At 70.0% G+C, this 26524-nt stretch carries 20 protein-coding genes; 9 read left to right on the forward strand and 11 right to left on the reverse strand.

Going from position 1 to position 26524, the window contains the following annotated elements; translation table 11 throughout:
- Positions 1–45: 45 nt before the first annotated feature.
- The 3 genes from Q0Z83_RS00405 to Q0Z83_RS00415 all read left to right on the forward strand — a co-directional run bounded on the left by Q0Z83_RS00405 (position 46) and on the right by Q0Z83_RS00415 (position 4297).
- Positions 46–810, forward strand: a complete 765-nt coding sequence (locus Q0Z83_RS00405) for an IclR family transcriptional regulator (RefSeq protein WP_317791731.1) — start codon at positions 46–48, stop codon at positions 808–810.
- A 107-nt stretch (positions 811–917) separates the two neighbouring features.
- Positions 918–2348, forward strand: coding sequence for an extracellular solute-binding protein (locus tag Q0Z83_RS00410; protein WP_317791732.1), 1431 nt, complete (start codon positions 918–920; stop codon positions 2346–2348).
- Positions 2345–4297 (forward strand): ABC transporter permease, encoded by a 1953-nt coding sequence (locus tag Q0Z83_RS00415; protein ID WP_317791733.1) that lies wholly within the window; start codon positions 2345–2347, stop codon positions 4295–4297. The genes Q0Z83_RS00410 and Q0Z83_RS00415 overlap by 4 nt, the downstream gene beginning before the upstream one ends.
- Positions 4298–4299: 2 nt before the next feature.
- On the opposite strand, the gene Q0Z83_RS00420 is transcribed toward Q0Z83_RS00415, so the two are convergent.
- Complete coding sequence (locus Q0Z83_RS00420; protein ID WP_317791734.1) at positions 4300–5154, reverse strand: SMP-30/gluconolactonase/LRE family protein; 855 nt, start codon at positions 5152–5154, stop codon at positions 4300–4302.
- 59 nt (positions 5155–5213) lie between these two features.
- Here Q0Z83_RS00420 and Q0Z83_RS00425 point away from each other — a divergent pair, with 59 nt between their 5' ends.
- Complete coding sequence (locus tag Q0Z83_RS00425; RefSeq protein WP_317791735.1) at positions 5214–6929, forward strand: IlvD/Edd family dehydratase; 1716 nt, start codon at positions 5214–5216, stop codon at positions 6927–6929.
- On the opposite strand, the gene Q0Z83_RS00430 is transcribed toward Q0Z83_RS00425, so the two are convergent.
- Positions 6854–7600: a winged helix-turn-helix transcriptional regulator gene (locus Q0Z83_RS00430; protein WP_317791736.1), complete on the reverse strand. Its 747-nt coding sequence runs from the start codon at positions 7598–7600 to the stop codon at positions 6854–6856. The two genes, Q0Z83_RS00425 and Q0Z83_RS00430, sit on opposite strands and share 76 nt — an antisense overlap.
- A 183-nt stretch (positions 7601–7783) precedes the next feature.
- On the opposite strand from Q0Z83_RS00430, the gene Q0Z83_RS00435 reads away from it, so the two are divergent.
- The gene (locus Q0Z83_RS00435) at positions 7784–8176 is read left to right on the forward strand and encodes a hypothetical protein (protein WP_317791737.1); all 393 of its coding nucleotides are present in this window, start codon (positions 7784–7786) and stop codon (positions 8174–8176) included.
- A gap of 155 nt (positions 8177–8331) precedes the next feature.
- Here the strand turns inward: Q0Z83_RS00435 and Q0Z83_RS00440 are convergent, their stop codons facing one another.
- Together Q0Z83_RS00440 and Q0Z83_RS00445 are read right to left on the reverse strand one after the other, a co-directional pair.
- Positions 8332–11361, reverse strand: a complete 3030-nt coding sequence (locus tag Q0Z83_RS00440) for a M14 family metallopeptidase (protein WP_317791738.1) — start codon at positions 11359–11361, stop codon at positions 8332–8334.
- Between the two features lie 78 nt (positions 11362–11439).
- On the reverse strand, positions 11440–12405 hold the full coding sequence (locus Q0Z83_RS00445) for a glycoside hydrolase family 6 protein (protein WP_317791739.1): 966 nt from the start codon (positions 12403–12405) through the stop codon (positions 11440–11442).
- 219 nt (positions 12406–12624) lie between these two features.
- Between Q0Z83_RS00445 and Q0Z83_RS00450 the strand changes: the two genes are divergently transcribed.
- Together Q0Z83_RS00450 and Q0Z83_RS00455 are read left to right on the forward strand one after the other, a co-directional pair.
- Positions 12625–13638, forward strand: coding sequence for a LacI family DNA-binding transcriptional regulator (locus tag Q0Z83_RS00450; protein ID WP_317791740.1), 1014 nt, complete (start codon positions 12625–12627; stop codon positions 13636–13638).
- A 14-nt stretch (positions 13639–13652) separates the two neighbouring features.
- Positions 13653–14465 carry a patatin-like phospholipase family protein gene (locus Q0Z83_RS00455; protein WP_317791741.1) on the forward strand — a complete coding sequence of 271 codons (813 nt, stop codon included), beginning with the start codon at positions 13653–13655 and terminating at the stop codon, positions 14463–14465.
- 1 nt (position 14466) lies between these two features.
- Here Q0Z83_RS00455 and Q0Z83_RS00460 read toward each other — a convergent pair whose 3' ends face one another.
- The 7 genes from Q0Z83_RS00460 to Q0Z83_RS00490 form a co-directional block, all read right to left on the reverse strand.
- On the reverse strand, positions 14467–16092 hold the full coding sequence (locus tag Q0Z83_RS00460) for a methyl-accepting chemotaxis protein (RefSeq protein WP_317791742.1): 1626 nt from the start codon (positions 16090–16092) through the stop codon (positions 14467–14469).
- Between the two features lie 161 nt (positions 16093–16253).
- Positions 16254–17099: an SGNH/GDSL hydrolase family protein gene (locus Q0Z83_RS00465; protein ID WP_317791743.1), complete on the reverse strand. Its 846-nt coding sequence runs from the start codon at positions 17097–17099 to the stop codon at positions 16254–16256.
- 3 nt (positions 17100–17102) lie between these two features.
- Positions 17103–17927, reverse strand: a complete 825-nt coding sequence (locus Q0Z83_RS00470) for a carbohydrate ABC transporter permease (RefSeq protein ID WP_317791744.1) — start codon at positions 17925–17927, stop codon at positions 17103–17105.
- Complete coding sequence (locus Q0Z83_RS00475; RefSeq protein WP_317791745.1) at positions 17924–18835, reverse strand: carbohydrate ABC transporter permease; 912 nt, start codon at positions 18833–18835, stop codon at positions 17924–17926. The genes Q0Z83_RS00470 and Q0Z83_RS00475 overlap by 4 nt, the downstream gene beginning before the upstream one ends.
- Entirely contained in the window at positions 18835–20184 is a 1350-nt protein-coding gene (locus Q0Z83_RS00480) for an ABC transporter substrate-binding protein (protein WP_317791746.1), read from the reverse strand. Before Q0Z83_RS00480 ends, Q0Z83_RS00475 begins: the two co-directional genes overlap by 1 nt.
- A 261-nt stretch (positions 20185–20445) precedes the next feature.
- Entirely contained in the window at positions 20446–21438 is a 993-nt protein-coding gene (locus Q0Z83_RS00485; RefSeq protein ID WP_317791747.1) for a LacI family DNA-binding transcriptional regulator, read from the reverse strand.
- A gap of 92 nt (positions 21439–21530) precedes the next feature.
- Positions 21531–22994: a sigma-70 family RNA polymerase sigma factor gene (locus Q0Z83_RS00490; RefSeq protein ID WP_317791748.1), complete on the reverse strand. Its 1464-nt coding sequence runs from the start codon at positions 22992–22994 to the stop codon at positions 21531–21533.
- A 486-nt stretch (positions 22995–23480) separates the two neighbouring features.
- Between Q0Z83_RS00490 and Q0Z83_RS00495 the strand changes: the two genes are divergently transcribed.
- Both Q0Z83_RS00495 and Q0Z83_RS00500 read left to right on the forward strand, forming a co-directional pair.
- Complete coding sequence (locus tag Q0Z83_RS00495) at positions 23481–24956, forward strand: endo-1,4-beta-xylanase (RefSeq protein WP_317791749.1); 1476 nt, start codon at positions 23481–23483, stop codon at positions 24954–24956.
- A gap of 32 nt (positions 24957–24988) precedes the next feature.
- Positions 24989–26482, forward strand: coding sequence for a non-reducing end alpha-L-arabinofuranosidase family hydrolase (locus Q0Z83_RS00500; protein ID WP_378078159.1), 1494 nt, complete (start codon positions 24989–24991; stop codon positions 26480–26482).
- Positions 26483–26524 lie beyond the last annotated feature (42 nt).

Consider the following 26524-nt stretch of genomic DNA (forward strand, 5'->3'; position numbering starts at 1 on the left):
GTGACCCTCCGTTACCCTGTGGTGGAGATCGAAAGGACCTTCGACGTGGCCCGTGTGGTACCGGCGGTCATCCGCGCGCTCGACATCCTCGAACTGTTCCTGGACCGGCCGGAGATGTCGGCTCGTGAGGTGATCGAGCGGTTGGACCTGCCCCGGACCACCGTGCACGAGTTGCTGGTCACGCTGGTCGAGCGGTCGTATCTGGTCGTCGTCCCGGGGCAGCCGGTGCGGTATCGGCTGGGGATGCCGCTGTTCCAGCTCGGGTCGGCCTTCGCCGGGCGGCTCGACCTGGTCCGGGAGGCGCAGAGCGTCGCGCGGGACGTGGCCGCCGAGTGTGACGAGGCGGTGCACGTGGCCGTGCTGGACGGCGCCGACGTGGTCTACCTGGTCAAAGTGGACAGCACGCATCCGGTTCGGATGGTCTCCGGCGTGGGGCTGCGGCTGCCCGCGCACTGCACGGCGGTCGGCAAGGTCCTGCTGGCGGGTCTGGACCGGGCGGGCCTGGAGGCGGTGCTGGCGAAGGGCCCGCTGGCCGGCATGACCCCGCAGAGCATCACCGACCCGGACCGGTTGCGTGCCGAGCTCGACCGGGTGCGGGCCGAGGGCCTCGCGGTCGACATGGGCGAGTCGGACACCGCGATGCGCTGTGTCGCCGCGGCCGTCCGGGACCACTCCGGCAAGGCGGTCGCGGCGATGAGCGTCTCCGCGCCGATCATCCGTTGGACCCCGCAGGAGCAGCCGCGGTGGACCGAGTTGGCCCGTGACGGAGCGGCCTCGCTGTCGGCGCGGATGGGATTCCGGCGCCGATAACGCGCATCCAAACATTGACACCTCTTGAGGGTTTGTCCTAGCGTCGCGTCCACCCGATACGGTATATCGAACCACGTTCGAGATTTCGAACAAAGGGGTGAGTGGCGATGGACAGTCCGGTCTGGTCGCGACGCGGCTTTCTGGGGATGGGCGTGGGGGTGCTCGGCGCGGCCGGATTGGCCGCGTGCGGGGACGGCTCCGGCTCGGACCCGAAGCCGCAGGCCGCCGAGGTGCCGAAGGAACTGGTCGACGCGGCGGCGCCGTTGAAGGGCTCCGCGATGGGGTTGCTGTCGCAGAAGCTGTACTCGACGGCGGCCAACGACGCCCTCGACGCCTCGGTCCGCAAGTTCGCCGAGGCCACCGGCACCAAGATCGAGAACAGCCTGGTCCAGGCGGACGCCGGCGACGTGGTCGCCAAGATCCACGCCGAGGTCGAGGGCGGGGTGGCCCGCGATCTGGCGTTCATGACCGACTCCCGGTTCGTCGCCCAGTTCCACGCGCTGGGTGACCTGGAGGACGTCACCGACATCGTCACGGCGCTGACCGCGAAGTACGGCGAGCCCTGCGCCGAGGCCAAGAACTTCTGCGTCTTCGACGGCAAGTGGTTCGCGATCCCGTACCACTTCATCGGCATCGGATCGTTCCTGCGCAAGGACTGGATGTCGGAGAAGGGCATCACGCCGAAGGACGTCTACACCTGGGAGGAGCTGCGCGACCTGTGCCTGGCCATCTCCGACCCGGGTAAACGCCGCTTCGGCTGGGGCATGACGGTGAACCGCTCCGGCGACGGCAACGGCATGATCGAAGCCCTGATCAACTCGTACGGCGGGGCGATCGCGTCCAACGACGGCCGCAAGGTCACCTTCGACACCCCGGAGACGGTCCAGGCGGTCACCTTCCTCGGTGACCTCTACACCAATCCGAAGTACCAGCCGATGCTGCCACCCGGTGTGGACAGCTGGACCGACACCAGCAACAACGAGAACTGGCTGGCCGGCGTGCTCGGCTACACCCGCAACAGCTTCAGCGTCTACGCCGATTCCAAGACCAAGAAGAATCCGGTGTACGGCAACACGCACGTCTTCTCCGACTGCATCGGCCCGGCCACCGACAAATCGCTGCTGCTCGGCCAGTCCCAGGGATTCGTCGTCTTCAAGGGCGCCAAGAACGCCGCCCTGGCCAAGCTGCTCGCCCAGTACCTGATCACCGCGCCCGCCCTGGTCGGGGTGGCCAAGGAGGCACCCGGCCTGGCCATGCCGGCCTGGGCGAAGGTGTGGGACGCCGACCCGTTCTTCGCGGGCGGCGACCCGGCGTTCCCGATGCTGCGCAACATGTCCCAGCAGACGCTGCCGCTGCCCACCAAGAACGGCCTGTCGTTCCCGCAGAAGGCCAGCGCCGGACAGCAGGCGGTGGTCGCCGCCTACGTGCTCACCGACATGATGCAGCAGGTCGTGCAGGGTGCGGCGGCCGCGCAGGCGGTCAAGGACGCGCACGCCAAGATGGTGCAGATCTTCACCCAGCAGGGGCTGCCACAGTGAGCTCACTCCGCACCACGCCGGCCCCGGTGGTGAAGGGGACGTCACCACCGGGGCCCGGCTCACTCACCCCGGTCCAGCGTCGGCTGGGCCGGGACTGGCGGCTCGCCGTGCTCTTCCTGGCGCCGACCGCCGTACTGGTCGGGGTGCTCGTGCTCGTCCCGATCGTCCAGTCGATGATCACCAGCACCACGGTGCGGCACGGGGCACAGAGCGTCTTCGTCGGCTTCGACAACTACCGGGCGCTCCTCGACGACCGGCAGTTCCGGACCGGCGTGGTGAACTCGTTCGTCTTCACCGCGTACGCCGAAGTCTTCAAGGTGGTCCTGGGCCTGGCCGCGGCCCTGCTGCTGCACCGGTTGCGCCGCGGCCGGGCCCTGATCACCGGCCTGCTGCTGGTCCCGTGGGTGGTGCCGACCGTGGTCACCGCGTTCAGTTGGCGGGCCCTGCTCGACCCGATCTTCGGCAGCGTCAACACCCTGCTCACCGACTCCGGAATCGGCTCGCTGCTGGCGAGCCTGCACCTGGTCGACAGCTGGCCGGCCGGGTGGCTGTCCGACCCGTCGCTGGCCATGCCGTCGGTGATCCTGGTCAACGTGTGGAAGGGCGTGCCGTTCTTCACCGTCTGCTTCCTCGCCGGGCTGAAGTCCATTCCCACCGAGCTGTACGAGGCGGCGACCATCGACGGCGCCTCGACCTGGCAGCAGTTCCGGCACGTCACCCTGCCCGGCCTGCGGCACGTGATCACCGTGACGGTGACCCTGTCGTCGATCTGGACGTTCAACAACTTCGACCTGATCTGGCTGCTCACCCAGGGCGGCCCGGGCGACGTGACCGCGCCGTACGTGCTGGTCGCCTACTCGAAGGCGATCCTGCAGCTGCAGTACGGCGCCGGCGCGGCGGTCACCCTGGTGATGCTGCCGATCATCGCCGGGCTGGTGTTCGTACTGGTCCGCCTGCTGCGCGAGGACTCCGGCAACCGGCCACCCCGCTGGACCGGGCCGACCCGCCGGGCCCTGCCGTGGGTGATCACCGTGCTCGTCACCGGCCTGCTCTTCTGGGCGTCCCCGGAGATCTTCTGGAAGGCGGCCCTGGTCCTGGCGGTGATCCTGCTGGTCGCGGCGCTGGTGACGAGACTGTCGAAGGTCGGGACCGGGCTCGCGCTGGCCGGGCTGCTCGTCTTCGTGCTCGGCCCGATGTACTGGATCTTCGTGACCGCGTTCAAGTCGGAGACCCAGGTCGTGATGCGTGACAACGACCTCTGGCCGACCCCGTGGACCCTCGAACAGTTCGGTGCGCTGTTCACCAACCAGCCGTTCGGACGCTGGTACCTCAACACGATCACGGTGTCGGCCGCGTCCACCGCGGTGGCGCTGATCTGCGCCGCCCTCGGCGGATACGCGCTGGCCCGGCTGCGCTTCCGCGGCGCGCAGGGGTTCACCGTCACGGTCCTGCTCACCTACGTGATGCCCGGCGCGCTGCTGTTCATCCCGCTCTACCAGCTGCTCATCGAGACCCGGCTGACCGACTCGCTGTGGTCCCTGGCGATCACGTATCCGACGTTCACACTGCCGTTCGCCACCTGGCTGCTGACCGGCTACTTCGCGTCGATCCCGGTCGACCTGGAGGAGGCGGCGCTGGTCGACGGCAGCACCCGGTTCCAGGCGTTCCGCCGGGTGGTGCTGCCGCTGGCGAAACCGGGTCTGCTGGCGGTCGCGCTGTTCACCCTCACCAACGCGTGGAACGAGTTCCTGTTCGCGTTCGTGTTCATCACCAAGGACGAGTACAAGACCCTGCCGGTCGGCATGCAGTCGATGATCGCCGGTGACGTCGTGCCGCAGGGCCAGCTCGCGGCGGCGTCACTGCTGGTCAGCATCCCGGTGGTGGTCATGTACGCCTTCGGGCAGCGCTTCCTCACCGAAGGGCTCACCGCCGGGGCGGTCAAGGGATGAGATCAAATTCCCGGTTTCCAGTACGGCGTACGCAGCCCCGTGCCGACCCGGGCGGTGAACAACCGGCCGGACAGCGGTCGACGCTCCCGATCGGCGGGGGAGAGGTCCTGGGTGGCCGTGGTGATGACCAGGACGTCCAGCTCCGGCCCGGCGAACGCGACGCTCGACGTGTGCGGCGCGTCCACCTCGACGACCGCGAGCAGCTCACCCTCGGGCGATCGGCACTCGACCCGGCCGCCACCCCAGACCGCCAGCCACAGGTTCCCGTCGGCGTCCGCACACAGGCCGTCCGGATATCCGTCGTCGACGGTGCACAGCACCGACCGGTCCCCGTCGGGATAGTCACGGACGTACACCGTGCGGGTCAGCGTGTCGACGCTGTAGAAACGGTCCCCGGCCGGGCTCCAGGCCAGCCCGTTGGACAGCGTCAGATCGTCGTCGATCGTGACGCACGCGCCGTCCTCGAACCGGACCAGCACCTCCCGATCGTTGCCGAGGCTGCCGACCAGGAAGCGGCCGGACGGGTCGACCGCGCCGTCGTTCAACCGGCCCGGCGCACCCTCCGGCAGCACGCGTGCGAGCGGCGTACGCCGACCGTCCGGATGCACCCGGGTCAGCGTCTCCCGCTCGGCGACCAGCAGGTCACCGCTCTCCGCGACCGCGACGGCGCCGACGCTGCCCGCGAACGACAGCGTCCCGGCCGGCTCGATGCGGTCGCCGAGCAGCTCGCCCTCGTGCACGTGACCGGCCATGATGTCGACCCACAGCAGCCGCTGCCGGTCGGCGTCCCACACCGGCCCCTCGCCGAGGAAGTAGCCGCTCTCGGTCGCCACCTGCGCGGTGTGTCGGGTGATCATGCGCGCTCCGTTGCGGGTCGTGTCCGTCGATGAAAGCCTAGTGACTCCCGGAGGTTGAGATGCAGCCGAGACGCAGCGCGCAGTGGTACGGCGGCGGCGACCGCAACAGCTACATCCATCGTGCCTGGATGCGGCGCGGGCTGCCGGCCGACGCGTTCGACGGCCGTCCGCACATCGCGATGGCCAACACCGCCTCCGACCTGACCCCGTGCAACGCGCACCTCGACGAGGTTGCCCGCAGCGTCGCCGGCGGTATTCAGCAGGCCGGTGGGATCCCGCTCAATCTGCCCGTCGTGTCGATCGGCGAGACCCAGGTCCGGCCGACCGCGATGCTGTGGCGCAACATGGCCGCGATGGCGATCGAGGAGATGCTGCGGGCCAACCCGATCGACGGTGTGGTGCTGCTCGGCGGCTGTGACAAGACGATTCCGGCGCTGCTGATGGCGGCCGCCTCGGTCGACCTGCCGGCCGTCGTGGTGCCCGGCGGTCCGATGCTGACCGGCACGTTCCGCGGGGTGCCGCTGGGCTGCGGCACCGACGTGTGGAAACTCTCCGAGGAGGTCCGTGCCGGGACGCTCAGTGCCGCCGAGTTCCAGCGTTCCGAATCGTCGATGATCAGGAGCAAGGGCCACTGCAACACGATGGGTACGGCGTCGACGATGGGCCTGCTCGCCGAGGCGCTCGGGATGACCCTGCCCGGGATCGCCGGCACGCCCGCACCGGACAGCCGCCTGCTCGAAGCCGCGCACGCGACCGGGGTGCTCGCCGTCGAACTCGCCGACCGGCAGCTGCGGCCCAGCGACGTGATGACCCGGAGCTCGTTCCTCAACGCGATCGTCACGCTCGCCGCCATCGGCGGATCCACCAACGCGGTCGTGCACCTGCTGGCCATCGCCGGGCGGCTCGGGGTGACGCTGACCCAGGACGACTTCGACACCACCGGGGCCGGGGTGCCGCTGCTGGTCGATCTGCTGCCGGCCGGGCGGTTCCTGATGGACGACCTGTACCGGGCCGGTGGCCTGCACGCGGTCCTGGCGGAGGTCCGCGACCTGCTCGATCCGGCCGCGATCACGGTCACCGGGCGGCCGCTGGTCGACTATCTGGACGACGCGCGGGTCTACGACCGGGAGGTTATCCGGCCCCGCGCCGAACCGCTGCAGGCGCACGCCGGGATCGCGGTCCTCTACGGCAACCTCGCCCCGGACGGTGCGGTCGTCAAACCGGCCGCCGCGTCACCGCACCTGCTGCGGCATCGTGGGCCGGCGGTCGTCTTCGACTCCGTCGAGGACCTGCACGCCCGGCTCGACGACCCGGATCTCGACGTCACCGCCGACTCGGTGCTGGTGCTGCGCGGGTGCGGGCCGAAGGGCTATCCCGGCATGCCGGAGGTGTCCAACATGCCGCTGCCGGCGAGACTTCTGGAGCAGGGGGTACGCGACATGGTGCGCATCTGCGACGGGCGGATGTCGGGTACGGCGTACGGCACCGTGGTTTTGCATGTGACGCCCGAAGCCGCGGCGGGTGGGCCGCTCGCCAAGGTCCGCACCGGCGACATGATCGTCCTGGATGTCGCCGGTCGTCGCCTCGACGCGGACGTCCCGGCCGCCGAGTGGGCGGCCCGCGAGCCGTCGCCGGAGGCGGCGAAAGCCTACGCGGCGCCGACGCGCGGCTGGGAACGTCTCTACGTCGACACCGTCGGTCAGGCGAACACCGGTGCCGACTGCGACTTCCTGCTCGGTGCCGGCGGCGACAGCGTCTCCCGCGAATCCCACTGAGCGGTGGCGCCGGCCGGCATGACGAACTTGTAGCCGACCTGCCGGACCGTGCCGATCATCGTCTCGCACCGCGGCCCGAGCTTGGCCCGCAGCCGTCGCACGTGCACGTCGACCGTGCGGGTGCCGCCGAAGTAGTCGTAGCCCCAGACCTCGCGCAGCAGCTGGTCGCGGCTGAACACCCGGCCCGGGTGCTGGGCGAGATATTTGAGGAGCTCGAACTCCTTGTACGTCAGGGCCAGTGCCTCGCCACCGAGCCGGGTCGTGTAGCTGTGCGGGTCGATGGTCAGGTCACCGATGTGGATCATGTCGTCGCCGGACGCGCTGTCGAGGCCGTTGCGGGCCACCAGCATGGTCAGGCGGGCGGCGACCTCGGCCGGGCCGGCGGTGGTCAGCACGAAGTCGTCGATGCACCAGTCGGCGCCCACCGCGGCCAGCCCGGACTCCCGCAGCAGCGCGATCAGCGGCACGGTGACGCCCTTCGCGCGCAGCGTCCGGCAGACCGCGCGGGCCTGGCTGAGCTGCGTGGCCCCGTCGACCAGGACCGCGGTCAGGTTCGGATCCCGGTGCGCCTCGGCGCCTTTGTCCAGCGGCGCGACCTGCACGGCGTACGGCAGCAGGTCCAGTGCGGGCAGCACATCGACATGGTCATCGGTCAGCAGGAGAAGTTTCACACCCTGCTCCTTTCACGACGAGTAAACCCGGCACGTGTCCAGCGCCGCACCTGGCCGCCACGCTAAACGCGAACTGTTTCCACCTGATATCGCGCTGATTCCGCACGTCCGGCCATCCATCCGATCGTCGGCCGGCTGCCAGGATGGGCGAGAACCGCAGTACAGCGCCGGGAAGGGGCCACCATGCCGCTGGACGACGCCATCCGGAAGGCGGCGGCAGCCGCGGCCGGGGACGCCGAAAAACAACGGACTAAAGCGGTATTTCAGGCGAACCGGTTGCCGCAGGATGTCGCGAGCATCACGGCTTTACTCCGGGAGGCCGTCCAGGGATTCGAGCACGCGGGAGTGAAACCGACGCACGTGCTCCGTCGCCACGGACAGCTCCGGGAAGGGCTCGGCTATCAGGGGCCGCTGCAGAAACTGTGGTTCAAGATCGATCCGCCGGTGGCCCGGTTCGAGAAGATCATGCACGGCTGGGACGTCGACAGGTATTTCCTGGCCTCCGACGGCACGCTCTACAGCTTCTACGGCGAGTCGAGGTACCGGGTGCCCTCCCCGCTTCCCCCTCCGGGGTGATCTACCTCCATCAGAACGACTACGACAACAGCTGGTTCACGAAGTTCGAGGACGTCCTGGCCGAGGCGATCGTCCGGAATCGTCCGTGACACCGGCCGAGGCCCGCCCCGGCGTCGCCGGTCGGCGGCGGGCCTCGGCCGCCTGGGGGGCACGGGTCAGTCCGGCAGCAGATGTCGCATGGCCCGGGCGATCAGGTCGTCACGGGCCGCCGGGGCCAGTTTCTCCAGTCCGAAGCCGAAATAGACCGAGTCCGCGGTCGCGGTCGCGGCGCCGAAGTCGTACGCCCGGCGGCTCCGGCTCCAGTTGACGGTGACCGGCGGTGAGCCCTCCGGCGGGCCGGTCATGGTCCAGCCGGCGAGGTCGGTCTCGAACGACGTCCGGGCGACGCTCGTGCCGTCCACCTCGACGCGCACGTCGTCGAGGAAGACGCCGTACCCCTGTGAGTAGAGGCCGGACATGTAGGTGATGGACACCTCGATCGGTCGGCCACGGTACGCGGACAGGTCGGCGTCGAAGTCGCGCCAGCCTCCGCTGGAGCCGGTCGCCGCGTTCCAGGTGCCGGTGCTGCCCTCGGGTGAGCAGTCCTCGGCCCAGTAGTGCGCCATGAACGGGTGCGGGTCGAGTCGGCCGTACAGGCAGCCCCATCCGGTGTCGGTGGTGGTGAGACCGCCGGTGTCGGGCAGTGTCGTCCAGGCGTCGGTGCCCGACTCGCGCACCTCGACGAACAGGAAGTCGCCGCCCGGGTCGGTGTCGAAGGAGGTCCGGAACCGCAGGTGCGCGTCGGTGGCGCCGGTCAGGTCGACGGACCGGGTCAGGCGTTTGTACGACGAGTCCGCCTGCCCGCTCCACACGTACCAGTCGCCGTCGGCCGGGTCGTACGGACCGGTGCCGTCCTGCGCCCAGGTGACCGGGAGGGAACTGGTGAACTGGGGGAACTCGGCCGGCGGCAGCTCGCTCGACGTGCTGAGGAAGGCCGCGGTGTGCTGCTGCGGACCGGCCGGGGCGGTGAATCCCGCGAACGGGCCGGCGGTACCGGCGAGGGTCGTGCCGCCGGCGTCGTCGGCGTAGGTTCCCGCGCCGAGCCAGTACTGCCGGAAGTCGTCACTCAGCGGCTGGCAGTTCCAGTCGTCGTCGATGCCGCACTCGGCCGGGGCCTCTGGCGCGCTGTAGACGAAGTACTGGGTGGCCGGATAGCCGGCGTACTGGCCGGCGTAGAGCAGTTTGCCGCCCTCGTTGAGGTAGTCGCGGACGGCCAGTTGGGTGGCGAACTCGGCACGGGTGGTGGTCCACTCCGGCTGGCCCGGGTCGCGCGGTGCGATGTCGTCGCCGGTCTCCCACACCACGGCCCGGTAGTGCGACAGCACCCCGAGCGGGTGCGGCGCCCGGCGGCCGTGGGTGTCCATGTCGTACACGTCGGCGGTGAAGCCGGCTCGACGCAGCGCCGCCACGTGCTCGTCGGCGTAGCGGGCGGAGGTCGCGCCGTCGGTGGCGGCCGGTTCGATCCCGGTCACGTCCTCGGCGGCGAGAACCAGTACGTCCCCGCCGGTCCGGGCGGCGACCGTGTAGGTGAACGGCTCGCTGCGGGCTCCGCCGGCCGCGGTGAACCAGACGGTCACCCGGTCGTTCGGCTTCTGCCCCCGGACGGTGCCCCGCAGTTCGGCGAAGTACTTGTCGGCGGTGCCGCCGTACCTTTCGCCGCCCTGCCATTCGGTCACCGGCGACGTCCGTACCCGCCCGTTGTTGATCCGGTATCGCAGTGTCACCGCTCCCAGCGATCGTTTCGCCGTCACGGCGACCTGCTGGGTCCGGCCGAAGGACTCCGGGAAGGGGTCGGCCAGCAGGTCAGGGGTCCGGAAGCCGACCGCCGAGACCGGGTTCGCCGGGTCCCTGGCGGATCGGGCCAGCGACAGGGCGAACGGGATGTTCTTGGCGAACTCGGCCTGGATCAGCCGTTCGTCGTCCGGGAAGTCGAAGGGGGTACGGCAGTCCTCCGGCAGCCACACGTCGTCGGGTACCGACGCCGACGCCGTCTCGCAGGTCGACATCTCGGGCGCGAACGCGATCGTGCCGTACCGTGCCTGGGCGTGCAGGTTGGTGTCGCCGTTGGTGACGTACAGCTCGGCGCTGATGTCCGGGTCGTATCCGGGCACCGCCGGGTGGGCGTCGTTCCCGGCCAGGGCCATCGAGATCTGATCGTCCGGGTTCACCGTCTCGACCTGCCAGCCGGAGCCCCAGAGGATCAGTTCGGCGGCGGAGTGGTAGTTGACCAGGAACTCGAAACCGATCCGGCGGAACAGGGCGTCCATCGCCCGGGTCTCCGGCTCGGAGTTCGGGCGGGGCCCCCGGTAGACCTCGGTGGCCGGGTCCGGTGCCGAGCCCTCGTTGTCGTAACCCCATTTCTCGGCGAAGTTGCGGTTCAGGTCGACGCCGTCGGCGGGACTCCAGACCCCGTCGCCGTCGTCGCGCATGTTCTTGCGCCAGTAGCGGTACTCGTCGGAGGTGAACGTCATGTCGTAGCCGTCCGGGTTGGCCACCGGGATGAACCACAGTTCGGTCGTGTCGAGCAGCCGGGTGGTCGTGGCATCGGTGCCGTAGCCGTCCAGGACGTGGTGCATCAGCCGCCGGGTCATCTCCGGGGTGATCCATTCCCGGGCGTGCTGGCCGCCGAAGTACAGCACCGCCGGCCGCCGCCCGTCCGGCACCGTTGCGGCGTTCGCGGTCACCTTGACCGCCTGGATCGGGACACCGCGAACGGTCGTGCCGATCGTCTCCAGTTTGGCCAGTCGGGGGAACCGGGCGGCCGTCGTCACCAGCTCCTCCCGGAGCCCGCCGGCGCCGCTGTAGGGACGGAACACCGTGGGTGCGGCGGTCGCGCGGGCGCGCATCCGGGCGGTGGACGGCATGACGTCCAGCGGGACGCCGGCCGTGATCAGCCGTTGTGCCTGGTCGCGGCCGAGGATCGTCCGGACGGTGACGGTCTGCCCGGGGCCGGGCGGGCGCCCGAGTTCGGCGGCGTCCACGCCGGCGGTGCGCAGCGTCTGCCATCGGGCGGTGTCGAGGGTGGCCGTGTAGACGTCCAGGCCGCCGGGTGGTGGTGCGGCCCCGGCCGAGGGTGGGAGTGCCGTGATCGAGGCGGCGGCGAGCAGAAGAGCCGTGACGGCGGCCGTCCGGCGTGATCGGTGCACGGTGTCACTCCTCGTTGTCCGGGACTGATGGTTCGCCCGCGGACCGGCTCGGGGGCCGGCCCGCGGGCGATCATCACATCAATATCCGTAAATCATCTTGTAAGCCACCTCGGGGAGGAACTGGCCCGCGCTGGATCCGCCGCCGACACCGCAGTTGCCGTCGGACTCGCCCGGGGTCTTGAGCCACAGCAGCATCTCCGCCCCGCCGCCCATCTGGGTCGGCGTGCCGAGTCGCCGGCCGGCCGGGTTGCACCACTGACCGTTGGAGCCGTTGCCGTTGCGGCTGGTGTCGATCACGAAGGGCTTGCTGTATCCGAAGCGCCGCAGTTCCCCGGCCACCCGGTTGCCGTAGTTGCTGTTCTCGCCGGTGGTGAAGTAGTTCGACACGTTGAGTGCGAAGCCGCGTGCGCCGGACACGCCCGCCTGGTTGAGGCGCTGCGCCATGGTCGGGGCGTCGACCCAGCCGGAGTTGCCGGCGTCCAGGTAGACCCAGGTGTTCGGCGCCTTCGACCGGAACTGGCCGATGGCGCGGGAGAGCATCCCGGTCCGCTCGCTGATCTGTGTCTGGCTCATGCAGTTGAAGTCGCCCAGCGAGTCCGGCTCGAGGACGACCACGGCCGGCCGGTTGCCGATCCCGGCGGCATAGGAGGCGATCCACGCGTCATAGGCGCCGACGCTGCCCGCGCCACCGCCGGAGTGGCCGCCGCAGGCGTCCCGGCCGGGCAGGTTGTAGGCCACCAGCAGCGGCAGTTTGTCGACCCGGTCGGCGGCGCCGACGTAGTTGCCGACCGCTCCGGCTATGTCGCCGCTCCAGTTGCCGAACCAGCCGGCCATCGGCTTCTGCGCGATTGCGGTACGGATCGCGGCGGCGCGGCCGTCGCCCGGGTTGGCGGCGGCCCAGGTCGCGGGGCTGGAGTAGGGATTGACGTAGAAGCCGCTGGTCTGGCTGATCGGATCGGCGTGCGCGGCCGGGGCGCCGAGCAGGACCGTGGGGACGAGTAGCGCCAGTGTGGCGAGCGTTCCGGTGAGGGTGGGTCGTCTCATGAGGTGGCTCTCCTGGACGTGGGGGACGGGGATCGGCCACGCGGTTCTGGAAGCGCTTCCAGAGCCACGAATTTGCATACTTCGATTTCATGCTGGTTAAGCGGGCCGACCCTGTCAAGAGCATCGAAGGCGATTCTGGGACCGCTCCCAGAAATCGACGTCCATCGACCGGCCGATACCATCGGGCGGCGAACCCCACCCGGAAGGACACGGCATCCCATGGCCGCAGCGACACCCCGCAGGCAGCCCACCCTCGACGAGGTGGCCGCGCGCGCCGGCGTGTCCCGCTCCGCCGCCTCCCGGGTCATCAATCAGGCGCCGTATGTCAGCCGGGCCACCCGCGAGGCCGTCGAGAAGGCGATCAAGGAACTGGGCTACCGGCCCAACCGCACCGCCCGCGCCCTGGCCACCCGGCAGACCGGGATCATCGCTCTCGCGCTCTCCCATGACGACCCGGCCCTGTTCGCCGACCCGTTCTTCGCCCAGGTCATCGTCGGGGTGTCCGCGGCCATCGAGGACACCGACCTGCATCTGCTGCTCTGCCTGGCCAGCTCCGGCCGGGGCCGGGCCCGGCTCACCCACCTTCTGCAGGCCCGCGGTGTGGACGGCGTCATGCTGATGGCCCTGCACGGCGACGATCCGCTGACCGGCATCGTGGACCGGGCCGGGGTGCCCGCGGTCCACGGCGGCCGGCCGTTGCACGTCGAACCACAGTGGTATGTCGACTCCGACAACCTCGGCGGGGCGCGCCTGGCCACCGACCATCTCCTCGGTCTCGGCCGGACCCGGATCGTCGCCATCACCGGCCAGATGACCACGCAGGTCGGCGAGGCCCGCCACCGCGGCTACCGCGAGGCGATGATCATGGCCGGTCGTGTCCCGTACGGCACGGCGGAGGGCGACTTCACCGAGGCGGGCGGCGCCGCGGCGATGAAAGCGCTGCTCGACCGCCACCCCGACCTCGACGCGGTGTTCGCCGCCAGCGACAAGATGGCGGCCGGCGCGGTGCGGGTGCTCAGCGACGCCGGTCGCCGGGTGCCGGACGACGTGGCGGTGGTCGGCTTCGACGACCTCGATATCGCGACCCGGACCGATCCGCCGCTGACCACCGTCCACCAGCCGGTTCAGGCCCTCGGCCGGGAGATGGGCCGGATGCTCGTCGCCCTGATCGCGGGGGACCGGCCGACGTCCGTGATCCTGCCCACCAGGCTGGTGCGACGCGGCTCGGCATAGGAGAACCTGGCAGCGTGGACAACGAGACCCCGCCGATCCGGATCGGCCTCGCGCTCGGCGGCGGCGCGGTGCGCGGCGCGGCGCACATCGGCGTCCTGGAGGCCCTCGACAGCGCCGGCCTGTCCCCGGCGATCATCACCGGGACCAGCGCCGGTGCCCTGGTCGGCGGCCTGTATGCGAGCGGGATGAGCCCGACCGAGATCGCCAAGCTGGCACAGACCCTGCGCTGGGCCCGGCTGGTGCGGCCCGCCCGGACCCGTAAGGCGCTGTTCGAGACGTCGAAACTCGGGCTCTTCCTGGAGACCGCGTTCGGTGGCGCCGACTTCGAGGATCTGCGACTGCCGTTCGCCGCGGTCGCCTGTGACCTGACCACCGGCCGGGAGGTGGTGATGAGGTCCGGTCCGGTCGCGAGCGCGGTGCTGGCCAGCGCCGCCATCCCCGGCGTGTTCCCACCGGTCGAACGCGACGATCGCCTGCTGGTCGACGGCGGCCTGGTCAACATGGTGCCGGCGGCGCGGGCCCGCGAGATGGGCGCCGACATCGTGATCGCGGTCGACGTGTCCGGTCCGCTGCCGCGCCGTCCGCCGACGACGGTGCTGCACATCCTGGTGGCGGTCAGCACCCTGCAGCCGGGTGGTACCGACTCTCTCGAGCAGGACGCCGACCTGGTGCTGGCCCCGGAGGTCGACGAGTACGCGTTCTGGGAGTTGAACCGGATCCCGGAGTTCGAGGACCTCGGCCGCGAGGCCGCCGAGAAGGCGTTGCCGGTGATCCACGCGCTGGTCGCGGCGGCCGAGGCCCGCCGCGACTGGCAACGTGGGACGTGAGTCAGATCCGGTAGGTGGAGACGGTCTCCTGCAGTTCGGCGGCGGTGCGGGCGAGTTCGGCAGCGGTCTGCGAGGTCTCGGTCGCGCCCTCGGTGACCTGGCGGGACGCCTCGGCGACGGCGGCGATGCTGTCGGCGATGCCGGCCGAGCCCTCGGCCGCCTGGCTGACGCTGCGGGAGATCTCCGCGGTGGTCGCGGTCTGCTCCTCGACGGCGGCCGCGATCGTGGTGGTGTAGTCGTTGATGGTGCCGACGACGGTGCTGATCGCCTGGATCGCGCTGACCGCCGCGCTGCTCTCGGCCTGGATCGCGGCGACCTGGGTGGTGATCTCCTGGGTGGCCCGTGCGGTCTCCTGGGCGAGGTCCTTGACCTCGGAGGCGACCACGGCGAAACCCTTGCCCTGCTCACCGGCGCGGGCCGCCTCGATGGTGGCGTTCAGGGCGAGCAGGTTGGTCTGCTCGGCGATCGCCGTGATCATCGCGACCACCGTGCCGATCTGGGTGGAGGCGGCGCTGAGCCGCTCGACACTGGCGTTGGTGGACGCCGCCGCCCGGGCCGCCTCACCGGCGACACCGGCGGCCTCGTTGGCGTTGGTGGCGATCTCCCGGATCGAGACGCCCATCTCGTCGGCGCCGGCCGAGACCGTCATCACGTTCATCGACACCTGACCGGCGGTGTCCGACACGGTGCCGACCCGCGCCGCGGTCTGCTCGGCCGAGGCGGACAGCTGCGTGGCCACGGCGGTCATCTCCTCCGACGCGGAGGCGAGCACCGAGGAACTGTCGGCGATCCGGCCGACCATGCCGGCCATCGACTCGGCGGTGCTGTTGAGGGCCTGCGACATCCTTCCGACCTCGTCGGCGCTGTCGACCGGGACGCGGGTGGTCAGGTCACCGCCCGCGATCCGGGCCAGGGCCTCGACGGTACGGGTCAACGGCCGCACGATCATCCGGGCGACGGCGGCGGCCAGCAGCAGCCCGAGCAGGGTGCACGCGGCGAGCATCGCGATCACCCAGGTCCGGGTCGAGTCGTAGCGGTCCTGGGCCACCGCGGACTGCTCGGCGCCGGCCCGGACCGTCTCGTCGGCGAGCGTGCCCAGGTCGGCGCGAACCGACTTCATCGTCTCGGCGAGCTCACCGTGGCGCAGTTCGGCCAGCCGGTCGGTGCGGCCCTGGTCGGCGAGCGGCAGGACCTCGGTGCTCAGCACATCGCTGAAGGTGGCCCAGTCGGTGGTGAACGAGGTGATCGACTCGCGGGCCACCGCGGTGATCGGGAATCCGCGGTACGCCTCGGCGTACTCGCTGACCTGGGCCTGTGCCGTGGTGATCGCCTTCGCCGCGGTGGCGCGCTCGTCGTCGGTGCCGGCCAGCTGGTAGTCGTCCATGCCGAGCCACACCCGGTTGACCGCGCTGCGCAGGTTGCCGATGGTGTTCAGCTCGCTGTTCATCACGTACGCGGATTTCACCTGGTCGTTGGTGGCGCCCAGGCTGTCCAGCGCGAACAGCCCGTCGCCGACGCTGAACACGGCGATCACGCCGACCGCCGTCATGATCTTCGTGTTGACCCGTCGGTTCCCGAACAGACGCTGCATCGGGTTGGCTCCGGGGGTGATGACCTGCTCAGCCATGCGGGCGCGGCCTCCTCGACGTTTCTCCAGAGATGTCCGACACCTCTGTTCGACATCCGGTCACGTCCGCCGCGCGTTTGACGCGGTGCGTTCGGAGTCCCGTCGGGTGCAGTCGCGTTGCCCGCCCCGGCCGGAGGGCCTGCGACCGGGGCGGGCGCGGCTCATCCGGTGCGGTCCAGGTGGCGGAGCACCTGACGCAGGATGAGCTGGTGGCCCTGGGGTGTCGGATGAACACCGTCGGGCTCCAGGAAACCCGCCAGGGTTCGGTTGCGGGTGGCCTCGTGCAGGTCGATGGCGTCCGGCACGACCTTGCGGACCACCTCGGCGATCTCGGCCACCGCCTCGGCGGTCCAGGTGACGGGCGCGGCCTCGAAGGAGGCGTCGATGCGGGCCTGGTCGACGGCGGGTGGCGTGATGACCGTGATCGAGGCGCCGAGCTGGCGGGTGATGAGGTCGGTCAGTGCCCGGAGGTTGCGTTCGGTCTCCGCGACGGTGGCCATCCGATAGGACAGGGCCCGGCCGTGGACCCGGGCGTCGTTGGTGCCGATCATCAGCAACACGTGGCTGGGCTCGGCGGCCTCCAGGGTGTCGAAACGTTCGAGGACGTTCGCCGTGGTGTCACCGCTGACGCCGAGATTGACCAGGGTGACCAGAGCCGGGTCGACCGAGGCGGTGAGCAGCTCGAACCAGCCGAGGCGGTCGGCGGTGATCGAGTCGCCGACGGCGACGACCCGGTCGTCCGGCCGGAACGGCAGATCGGTGACGGCGTCGCGGTAGTGGTCGTCGGCGAGCATCCGCGCGGCCGTGGCCCGGGTCTCGTCGCGCATCGCACGGATCATCGACCGGATGGTGTCCGGACTGCTGGCCAGCATTCCGGCGAGCAGTCCGAGGTGGCCGTCCTCGTCGATCGGGAACCGCTGGAGCATCGGCCACTGCGGGGTACGGGTGTAGCGCAGGAAGTGGCGGCGTTCGTCGTCGGTGAAGGCGATCATTTGTGGTGGGTTCATGTCTCAGCCCTTGATCGAACCTTGGAGCAGCGCCGCCACAAAACGGCGCTGGAAGACGAGGAACACGGTGAGGGTCGGCACCAGGATCAGCAGGGCGCCGGCGCACAGCAGGGGGATGTCGGTGCCCCACTGTCCCTGGAAGGCGCCGAGGGCGCCGGCCATCGTGCGTTTCGCCGGGTCGTCGACGAGCACGATGGCCAGCAGGAACTGGTTCCACGTCCAGAGGAACAGCAGGATCGCCAGGGACGAGAGCGCGGGCATGGCCAGCGGGACGTGCACCCGGCGGAACAGCTGCCAGGTGCCGGCGCCGTCGACCCGGGCCGCCTCGGAGAGGTCAGCGGGCATGGTGACGAAGTGCGCTCGCATCCACAGCACGGAGAAGGGCATGAACAGGCCGATCAGCGGCAGGATGATCGCCCATCGCGTGTTGAGCAGGCCCATGTCGCGGATCTGGTAGTAGAGCGGGGTGATGATCCCCTCGAAGGGCAGGGTCAGGCCGAGCACGAAGATCAGGAAACCGGCGCGGTGGCCGGGCATCCGCAGGTGGCCGAAGGCGAAGCCGGCCATGGTGCCGAACAGCAGCGAGGCGGGTACGACGCCGACCACGATGAGCACGCTGGAGTGCAGCAGAGCGCCCATGTCGGCGGCCTGGAAGGCGTCGAGGAAGTTGCCCCACTGCGGATCGGCCGGCCAGGACAGCCCGGAGGGGTAGGTGCCGGAGGGGTGCAATGCAGTGACGAAGAGGCTGCCGAACGGCATGATCGTGATGGCCATCAGCAGGACGAGCAGGATCCGCCCGGTGAGGTTCTCACGCAGCGTGGTGGTCATCGGGAACCGTCCCGGGTGAAGCGCTGGATGGGCAGGACACAGGCCAGGACGAGGACGATGAGGGCGACGGCCAGGGCCGAGGCCATGCCGACCTCGCGTTCGGAGAAGGCCAGGTAGTAGATCTCCAGGCCGGGGACCATGGTGGTGTTGCCGGGGCCGCCCTGGGTGGCGATGTAGACGATGTCGAAGCTGGCCAGGGCCGCGATCACGGTCACCGTGACGCAGACCCCGATCTCCTGCCGGAGGCTGGGCAGGGTGATCGACAGGAATTCCCGGATCGGGCCGGCGCCGTCGAGCCGGGCGGCCTCGTACAGCGATGGGTCGATCTTGCTCATGCCGGCCAGGAGCAGCAGCGTGCAGAGGCCGACGAGGACCCAGGCGCCGATGACGCCGACGGCGGGCAACGCGGTGTCGAAGTCGCCTAGCCAGGCGCGGGTGAGGTCGCCCAGACCGACAGCGGACAGCAGTTCGTTGGCCGTTCCGGTGGTGGACAGCAGCCAGCTCCACATGATGCCGGCGGCGACCAGGGGGATGACCTGCGGCAGGAACAGCACGGTCCGGGCGATCACGGCCAGGCGGCTCTGCGCGATGTCGCGGATGGTGGCGGCCACGAACAGGCCGAGAACCACCGGGATGCCGCTGAAGAAGATGATCAGCTCGAAGGCGTGCAGGATCGAGGAGAACAGGTCCTCGTCGGTCAGCAGTCTCCGGTAGTTGTCCAGGCCGACCCACGTCGAGGCGCCGATGCCGTTCCAGTCGTACAGCGAGTACTGGACGGTCAGCAGCAACGGGCGGAGGACGAACGTCGCGTACATGATGACGGCCGGCGCGGCGAACAGCCAGCCCAGCCAGATCGCCCGGGGGCGGCGCGCACGCCGTGCGCGCCGCCCCTCGACCGGTGCCGACATCAGTTCTTGACCTGGGCTTGGTAGTCCTTCTGCACCTCGTCGAGCAGGGCTTCCGGCGTCTGCTGGCCGGCCGCGAGCTTCTGCAGTTGGGGCGTCCAGCTCTTGGCGTAGATGGCGCCGGTGGCGTTGGCGATGAAGTCCATCGCGCCGTTGTCCTTGCCGATCACGGCGCCGGCGGCCAGGGTGGCGGCGGTGACGCTGCCCTCCTTGACGGCCGGCATGTAGGCGTCGGCCGGACCCATCGGGTGCGAGCCGCCGACCGTGACCGCGATCTCGCGGGCCTTCTGATCGGTGGCGACCCAGTTGAGGAAGAAGACCGCGCAGTCGGCGTTCTTGGCCTTGCTGCCGATGCCGTAGGTGAGTGGGGCGGACATCGCGGCCTGCTTGCCGCCCGCCTGGGCCGGGGGCATCAGGAAGAAGCCGACGTTGCCGGCCATCTGCTTGTCGAGGTTGCCCGACTCCCAGTCGCCGTCGAAGATGAACAGGTTCTTGCCCTCGATGAAGCGGCTCATCATCGTGGCGTAGTCCTGGGAGTTGATGTCCGGGGCGAGGAAGCCCGACTTGATCCACTTTTCCAGATGCTGGGTGGCCTGCAGGTTCGTCGGCGTGTCGATGGTCGCCCCGGCCCGCTGGAAGATCCAGTCGTTGATCGCGCCGGCGTCGCCGTACGCCGCCATCAGGTTCTGCAGGGGGAAGGCCAGGCCACCGGTGGCGCCGCCGTTGAACTGGTTGATCGGGGTGATGCCGGCGTCCTTGGCCTTCTGCAGGATGGTGTCGAACTCGGCCAGGGTGGCCGGCGGCTGCGTCATGCCGATCTGTTCGGCGAGCTTCTTGTTGTAGAAGACGCCGGTCATGCTGAAGTTGAGGCCCATCGCGTAGAGCGGGCCGTCGCCGCGCTCGCCGTCGGTGCCCACCCGCATCTGCTGCAGCTGGGAGGCGGGCCAGCCGGTCCAGCCGAGCGTCTGGGCGTACCCGTCGAGGTTCTTCAGCAGGCCGTCCTTGACGAGTTCGGAGACCTGCGGCAGGCGCATCAGGTCCGGTGGGTCGTCGGCCAGCACCCGCGGTGCGTTCTGGGTGATCACCGCGAACTGGTCCTCGCGGATGTCCCAGGTGACGTTGGGGTACTGCCGGGTGAACTCGTCGGCCAGGCTCTTCGGCAGCGGGAAGCCGGTCTCGAAGTACGCCTTGAGGCTGATCGGCGCGGTGCCGCAGGTCGCGGTGGTGGCGGGTGCGGCGCTGGTGCCGGGAGTGCTCGCGTCACTGCCGGGGGCGCTGCACGCGGCGGTGGCGAGGAACGTGGTGAGGGTTATCGCGGCGAGTAGTGGTCGGCTGGTGGTTCCGTGAGCCATGTCGGGCCTCCAGGATCGCAGAACTTCCGGTGGTGAGGAGATCACCGCCGGTCGTGCGATGACGTGGTTATCGGTATTTCGTCCCGGCCGGTGTGTGGCTGCCACCGGGGCTGAGCGGCGCGGCGGATCGGGGGTCGGTGGGCCGTCCCGCGTTCGTTAACGAGCACGAAACCGCATCGCGGCCAGATGTGTCAAGCGTTTCTATAAAAGCACTTTTATAGCTCGGTCAGCAGCTCAGAGACGCCTCGTGCAAGGCGCATCTCAGGTCGTGGACCGCTGCACCAGACGTACGTCGAGCACGGTGGTGGAGCGCGGGCGCGTACCGTCGACGTGGCCCAGCAGCACCGACAGGGCGATGCCGCCCGACTCCTCGAACGGCTGCCGGACGGTCGTCAGATCGGCCGCCGTCGCGGTCTCGCCGTCGTCGAACCCCATCACGGCGACGTCGGCCGGCACCCGCAGTCCTCGATCGCGGGCGGCCAGCAGGACCCCCACCGCGAGCGTGTCGTGGTGGGCCATGACGGCGGTCGGCCGGTCCGGCACATCGAGCAGGTCCGCAGCGGCGCGCCGAGCCGCATCGACGGAGTTGTCGCTGGTCGCGACGAGTACCTCACCGCCGGCGGCCTCGATCACCTGCCGGAAACCGGACAGCCGCCGGATCGCCTGGGACTCGTAGTCGGACACCTGCCGCTCCAGCAGGTAGCCGACCCGGCGATGCCCACGGTCACGCAGGTGGGTGGCGGCCAGACCGCCGCCGTCGTTGTCGTCGATCACGACCCGGCTGAACAGCGAACTGTCCGCGTCGACGGCCACCGTCGGCAGACTCCGCTCACGGAGTCGGTCCGCGATGGCGTCCTCGATGCGCAGGCCCATCACGATCAGGCCGTCCAGCCGGCCGTGCAGGGGCATGCTGGCCAGCACCGGTGACGACGCCAGGGCGGCCGACTCATGGTCGAAGACCACGACGTCGATCTCCAGCTCACTCGCCGCCGTCAGCACCCCGGACAGCCGGCGCAGGTACGACCCGTACGAGGTGAACGGGGCCATCACGCCGATCCGGCCGGCCGCGCGCCGGGCCAGGCTGACCGCCTGCGCCTTGGGCACGAACCCGAGCTCGTCGGCCGCCGCCAGCACCCGGGCGCGTGTCGCGGGGCTGACCCGGTCCGGCTTGTTGAGTACGTTGGAGACCGTCGAGATACTCACCTGGGCGCGGTCGGCGACCTCGTAGATGGTGACCCGATGATCCGCCGCCACGTCCGCCCCATTCCGGTGTGCCGCCCCGACCTGCTCCGAAGCGCTTTATCGAAAGCACTGTACCGAGTGTGGCCCGGCCGGCGGGCGGGCTGTCAGCCGGCCAGTGGGGGCCGGATCCGGAAGCTGCTGTCGGTGCGGAACTTCGCGCTTCCGTCGTTGTAGCCGATGCGTAGTCGTGTACCGGTCCACCGCAGGCAGAGCAGCGGGTAGTTGTGCGATTGCAGGATCACGGCGTCGGGGGTCGCGCCCGGCAGCGCGCAATAGGTCGCGTCTTCCGGGAAGACCTTCGTCCCGTCCGGGGCGTTGGCGTAGGCCAGCAGGTCGTAGTGCCGCAGATACCGCCCGTCGAGGGTCCGGAACGAGAAGCAGTCCGGGTCGGCCAGGCCGGCGACGGCGACGAAGGTGGCCCGGCGTCGACTGCGGTCGTCGCCGCCGACCGGGGCGATCGCCGCCACGTCGTCGTCCCGGGCGGTGAGGTGGCCGCCGCCGGCCAACTCCAGCGACAGGCGCCCGGGCCGGATCGTCGCCGCCGACGGGGAGGCGGGCGGGGTGCCGGCCGGCGCCGAGGACACTGTCGTGTTCTGTGGGGCGGCGAACGTCCGTGGCGCCTCCGGCGGTCCGTCGTGCAGGACGATCGGGGCCGCCACCCCGACCGCCACCGTGGCGCTGGCCACGGCGGCGACGAGCGGATGGGCGGACAGCAGTTTCACCACGCCGGTCTTGAGACCGGCGGCGACCGGGCCGGACAGTGCCACCGGCGCGGTCTTGGCGAGGACCAGGTCGGCGAGACCGGCCGGGACCGCGAGAGCCGGCAGACCGGCGAGCAGGCGCTCGACCGGCATGTGCCGCTGTGCCGACGGGGCGCACACCGGGCAGGCCCGCACGTGCCGGGCCAGACGTTTGCGCCACACCCGGTCCGGCCGGCCGTCCCATCCGGCGGTCTGGGCGGCCAGCTCCGGGCAGTCGCCGGAGGCGAGGGCCGCGACCACGGTGCGGGCCGCGTCCAGCTGTTCCCGCATGCGCTGGATGCGGACGCCGGTGTGGGCGACGCTGAGGTCCAGGGCCGCGGAGATCTCGGCCCGGGTCATGATCCCGGCGACCTCCTGCCACCAGAGCGAGAGCAGGATCCGGTCGTCCGGGTCGAGCCACCGGCCGGCCCGCGCGACCTCCCGGCGCTGGGTGCTCAGTTCGGCGCGCAGCAGACCCGCGCCTTCCGGGTCGCCGTCGGGGTCCGGGTGGCCGATGGCGTCCTCGAGGACCGTGGTGCGGCCGGCCCTGGACTCCTGTCGGGTCCGATAGGTGCCGACCTGGCGGATCGCGATCGACGTCAGCCAGGTCGGGAAGCTGCCGGGGCTGCGCAGCGACGGCAGGTCGCGGACCGCCCGGACCATGGTGTCCTGCACGATGTCGTCGACGTCGGCGCTGTTGTCCACGGCACGGCCGACGACGTTGCGGACCAGCGGCAGGTACGAGGAGACGAGCTCGGTGAGCGCGCGGCGGTCCCCGTGCTGTGCGGCGGTGACCGTGGTGGCCAGGTTGGTGTCGGGTGCCCTCATAGCGGGACCACCCTAATGCCTCTTGATCACGATCCCGGCCGGTCCAGTGCTCTTTGCGGCGGACAGTTCGAATTTCAACAATCTGAGTTCGCCGACGGTGGAAAAGCGTTACGTGCCATGGGTCCGGCTGGTCATCCGGTGTCGTCCGTCCGTTTATTCAGGTGGATTCCGATCGGCCGACGGCGCTTGAGAAAGAATTAAAGAACCCCTGGATGGCAAGTTGTTATTTCTCGGCATGTCTCCTGGTCTGGCTGCATTATCGCAGTTCAAAGGGGTGCTGGAGATAATTCTCCGCCCCGGCTTGAGGCCGCGGAATTGCTCTGCAATCATGTGTCGGCACCTTGGGGACGTTCCCAAGAATTTGTCGGCGAGCAATTCTCGCCGCATTCAGTCCACTGATGGTGGACTGCCGGCCGCCGCCCCGAACGGCGCCGGTCGCCCGCCGCCGCCGGCCGCGGGCACATCATCCCCGAAAGGCACCTCGTCATGACCACACCGAGCCGTTCACGCCGATTGCGTACGCTCCTGCCCGTCCTGGTGACCGCGGCCGTCGCCGCGGGCGCGGCGCTCGTCTTCGCCGACACCTCCGAGGCGGCGACCACACTGGGCGCCTCGGCCGCGGCCAGGAACCGCTACTTCGGCGCCGCGATCGCCGCGTCGAAACTCGGCGACAGCACCTACACCACGATCCTGAAACGGGAGTTCACCTCGGTCACCGCCGAGAACGAGATGAAGTGGGACGCCACCGAGCCGTCCCGCGGCGTCTTCAGCTACACCGCCGGCGACCGGATCCTCAACCAGGCGCAGGCGAACGGGCAGAAGGTCCGTGGGCACGCGCTGGCCTGGCACTCGCAGATGCCGGGCTGGGCGCAGGCGCTGTCCGGCAGCACGCTGCGCTCGGCGATGCTCAACCACATCACCCAGGTCGCCACCCACTACAAAGGCAAGATCCATTCGTGGGACGTGGTGAACGAGGCGTTCGCCGACGACGGCCGCGGCTCACGGCGCGACTCCAGCCTGCAGCGCACCGGCAACGACTGGATCGAGGCCGCGTTCAAGGCGGCGCGGGCCGCCGATCCGGGCGCCAAGCTCTGCTACAACGACTACAACACCGACGGCGTCAACGCGAAGAGCACCGCCGTCTACACCATGGTCAAGGACTTCAAGGCCCGGGGCGTGCCGATCGACTGCGTCGGCTTCCAGTCGCACCTGACCGACAACGCGCCCGCCGACTACCAGGCCAACCTGCAGCGGTTCGCGGACCTCGGCGTCGACGTGCAGATCACCGAGCTGGACATCGCCGGCAACAACCAGACCGCCGCGTACACCGCCGTCACCAAGGCCTGCCTCGCGGTGTCGCGCTGCACCGGCATCACGGTGTGGGGCATCCGCGACAGCGACTCGTGGCGCACCGGCACCAACCCGCTGCTGTTCGACGCCTCCGGCAACAAGAAGGCCGCCTACACCGCGGTGCTGAACACCCTCAACGGCAGCGGCGGCGGTACGGGCACGACGGCACCGTCCACCGGGATCGACACCAATGCCTGGTACGTCCTGGTGAATCGGACCAGTGGCAAGGCGTTGGACGTCTACAACCTGGCCACCAGCGACGGCGCCCGGATCGCCCAGTGGACCCGTAACGACCAGGCCCAGCAGCAGTGGCAGTTCGTGTCCTCCGGCAACGGCTTCTACCGGCTCAAGTCGAAGCACTCGGGCAAGGTGCTCGACGTGCAGAACCGGTCGACGGCCGACGGTGGCGTCATCGTGCAGTCGACCGACGCCGACGCCGCCGGCCAGCAGTTCAGCATCCAGAACATCGACGGTTACGTCCAGCTGATCAACCGCAACAGCGGCAAGGCCGTCGAGGTGCAGGGCGCGGCCACCACCGACGGGGCCAACGTCGTGCAGTACGCCGACTGGAACGGCGCCAACCAGCAGTGGCAGCTCGCCCGGGTCGGCTGACCGCGTACCCCTCGCTCGTGAAGGAGACCGACATGGAATCCCGTTCCCCGCGCCGCAAACCCTGGCGTGGCGCTCTCGCCGCGATGGTCGTGCTGGCCGCCGGCGGTGCCGTCGCCGTGACCGCCTCGACGGCCTCCGCCGCCACCATCGACACCAGCGCCTCGTACGTGCTGGTCAACCGGACCAGTGGCAAGGCGCTGGACGTCTACAACCTGGCCACCGGCGACAACGCCCGGATCGCGCAGTGGACGCGTAACGACCAGGCGCAGCAGCAGTGGCAGTTCACCGACGCCGGTGGCGGCTTCTACCGGCTCACGTCGAAGCACTCCGGCAAGGTCCTGGACGTGCAGAACCGGTCGACGGCCGACGGCGGCGCCATCGTGCAGTTCACCGACGGCAATGCCACCAGTCAGCAGTTCAGCGTTCAGGACGTCGACGGCTACATCCAGCTGATCAACCGGAACAGTGGGAAGGCCGTCGAGGTGCAGGGCGCGTCGACCGCCGACGGGGCGAACGTCGTGCAGTACAGCGACTGGAACGGCGCCAATCAGCAGTGGCAGCTCGTCCGGGTCGGCGCGACCACCCCCACCAGTCCGGCGGGCTCGCCCGATCCCGGGGGCTGCGCGCTCCCGTCGAGTTACCGGTGGTCGTCGACCGGGGTGCTGGCCGACCCGAAGTCCGGCTGGGCGTCGTTGAAGGACTTCACGCACGCGCCGTACAACGGGCGGCAGCTGGTCTACGCGACCACCCACGACAACGGCTCGTCCTGGGGCTCGATGAACTTCAGCCCGTTCACCAACTGGTCCGACATGGGCTCGGCCGGTCAGAACGGGATGAACTTCTCGGCCGTCGCGCCGTCGTTGTTCTACTTCGCGCCGAAGAGCGTGTGGGTGCTCGCCTACCAGTGGGGCGGGCCGGCGTTCTCCTACCGCACCTCCAGCGACCCGACCAACGCCAACGGCTGGTCGGCCGCGCAGACCCTGTTCTCCGGGAGCATCTCCGGCTCCGACACCGGTCCGATCGACCAGGCCGTGATCGGCGACGGGTCGAACATGTACCTGTTCTTCGCCGGTGACAACGGCAAGATCTACCGCGCGAGCATGCCGATCGGCAACTTCCCCGGCAGCTTCGGCACCGCCTCCACGGTCGTGCTGAGCGACACCAAGAACAACCTGTTCGAAGCGGTCCAGGTCTACAAGGTGGCCGGCCGGAGCCAGTACCTGATGATCGTCGAAGCGGTCGGCGCGAACGGAAGGTACTTCCGGTCCTTCACCGCCACCAGCCTCGGCGGCACCTGGACACCCCAGGCCGCCACCGAGGGCAACCCGTTCGCGGGCAAGGCCAACAGCGGCGCCACCTGGACGAACGACATCAGCCACGGCGAACTCATCCGTACCGGCGCCGACCAGACCATGACCGTCGACCCGTGCAACCTCCAGCTGCTCTACCAGGGTCGGTCGCCGAGCTCCGGCGGCGACTACGGCCGGCTGCCGTACCGGCCGGGTCTGCTGACCCTGCGACGCTGACGCTCTCGTCACCGCTTCGGGCGGGCCCGGCTCCACGCCGGG

This window comes from Actinoplanes sichuanensis, from assembly GCF_033097365.1.
In the GTDB taxonomy this organism is placed as follows: domain Bacteria; phylum Actinomycetota; class Actinomycetes; order Mycobacteriales; family Micromonosporaceae; genus Actinoplanes; species Actinoplanes sichuanensis.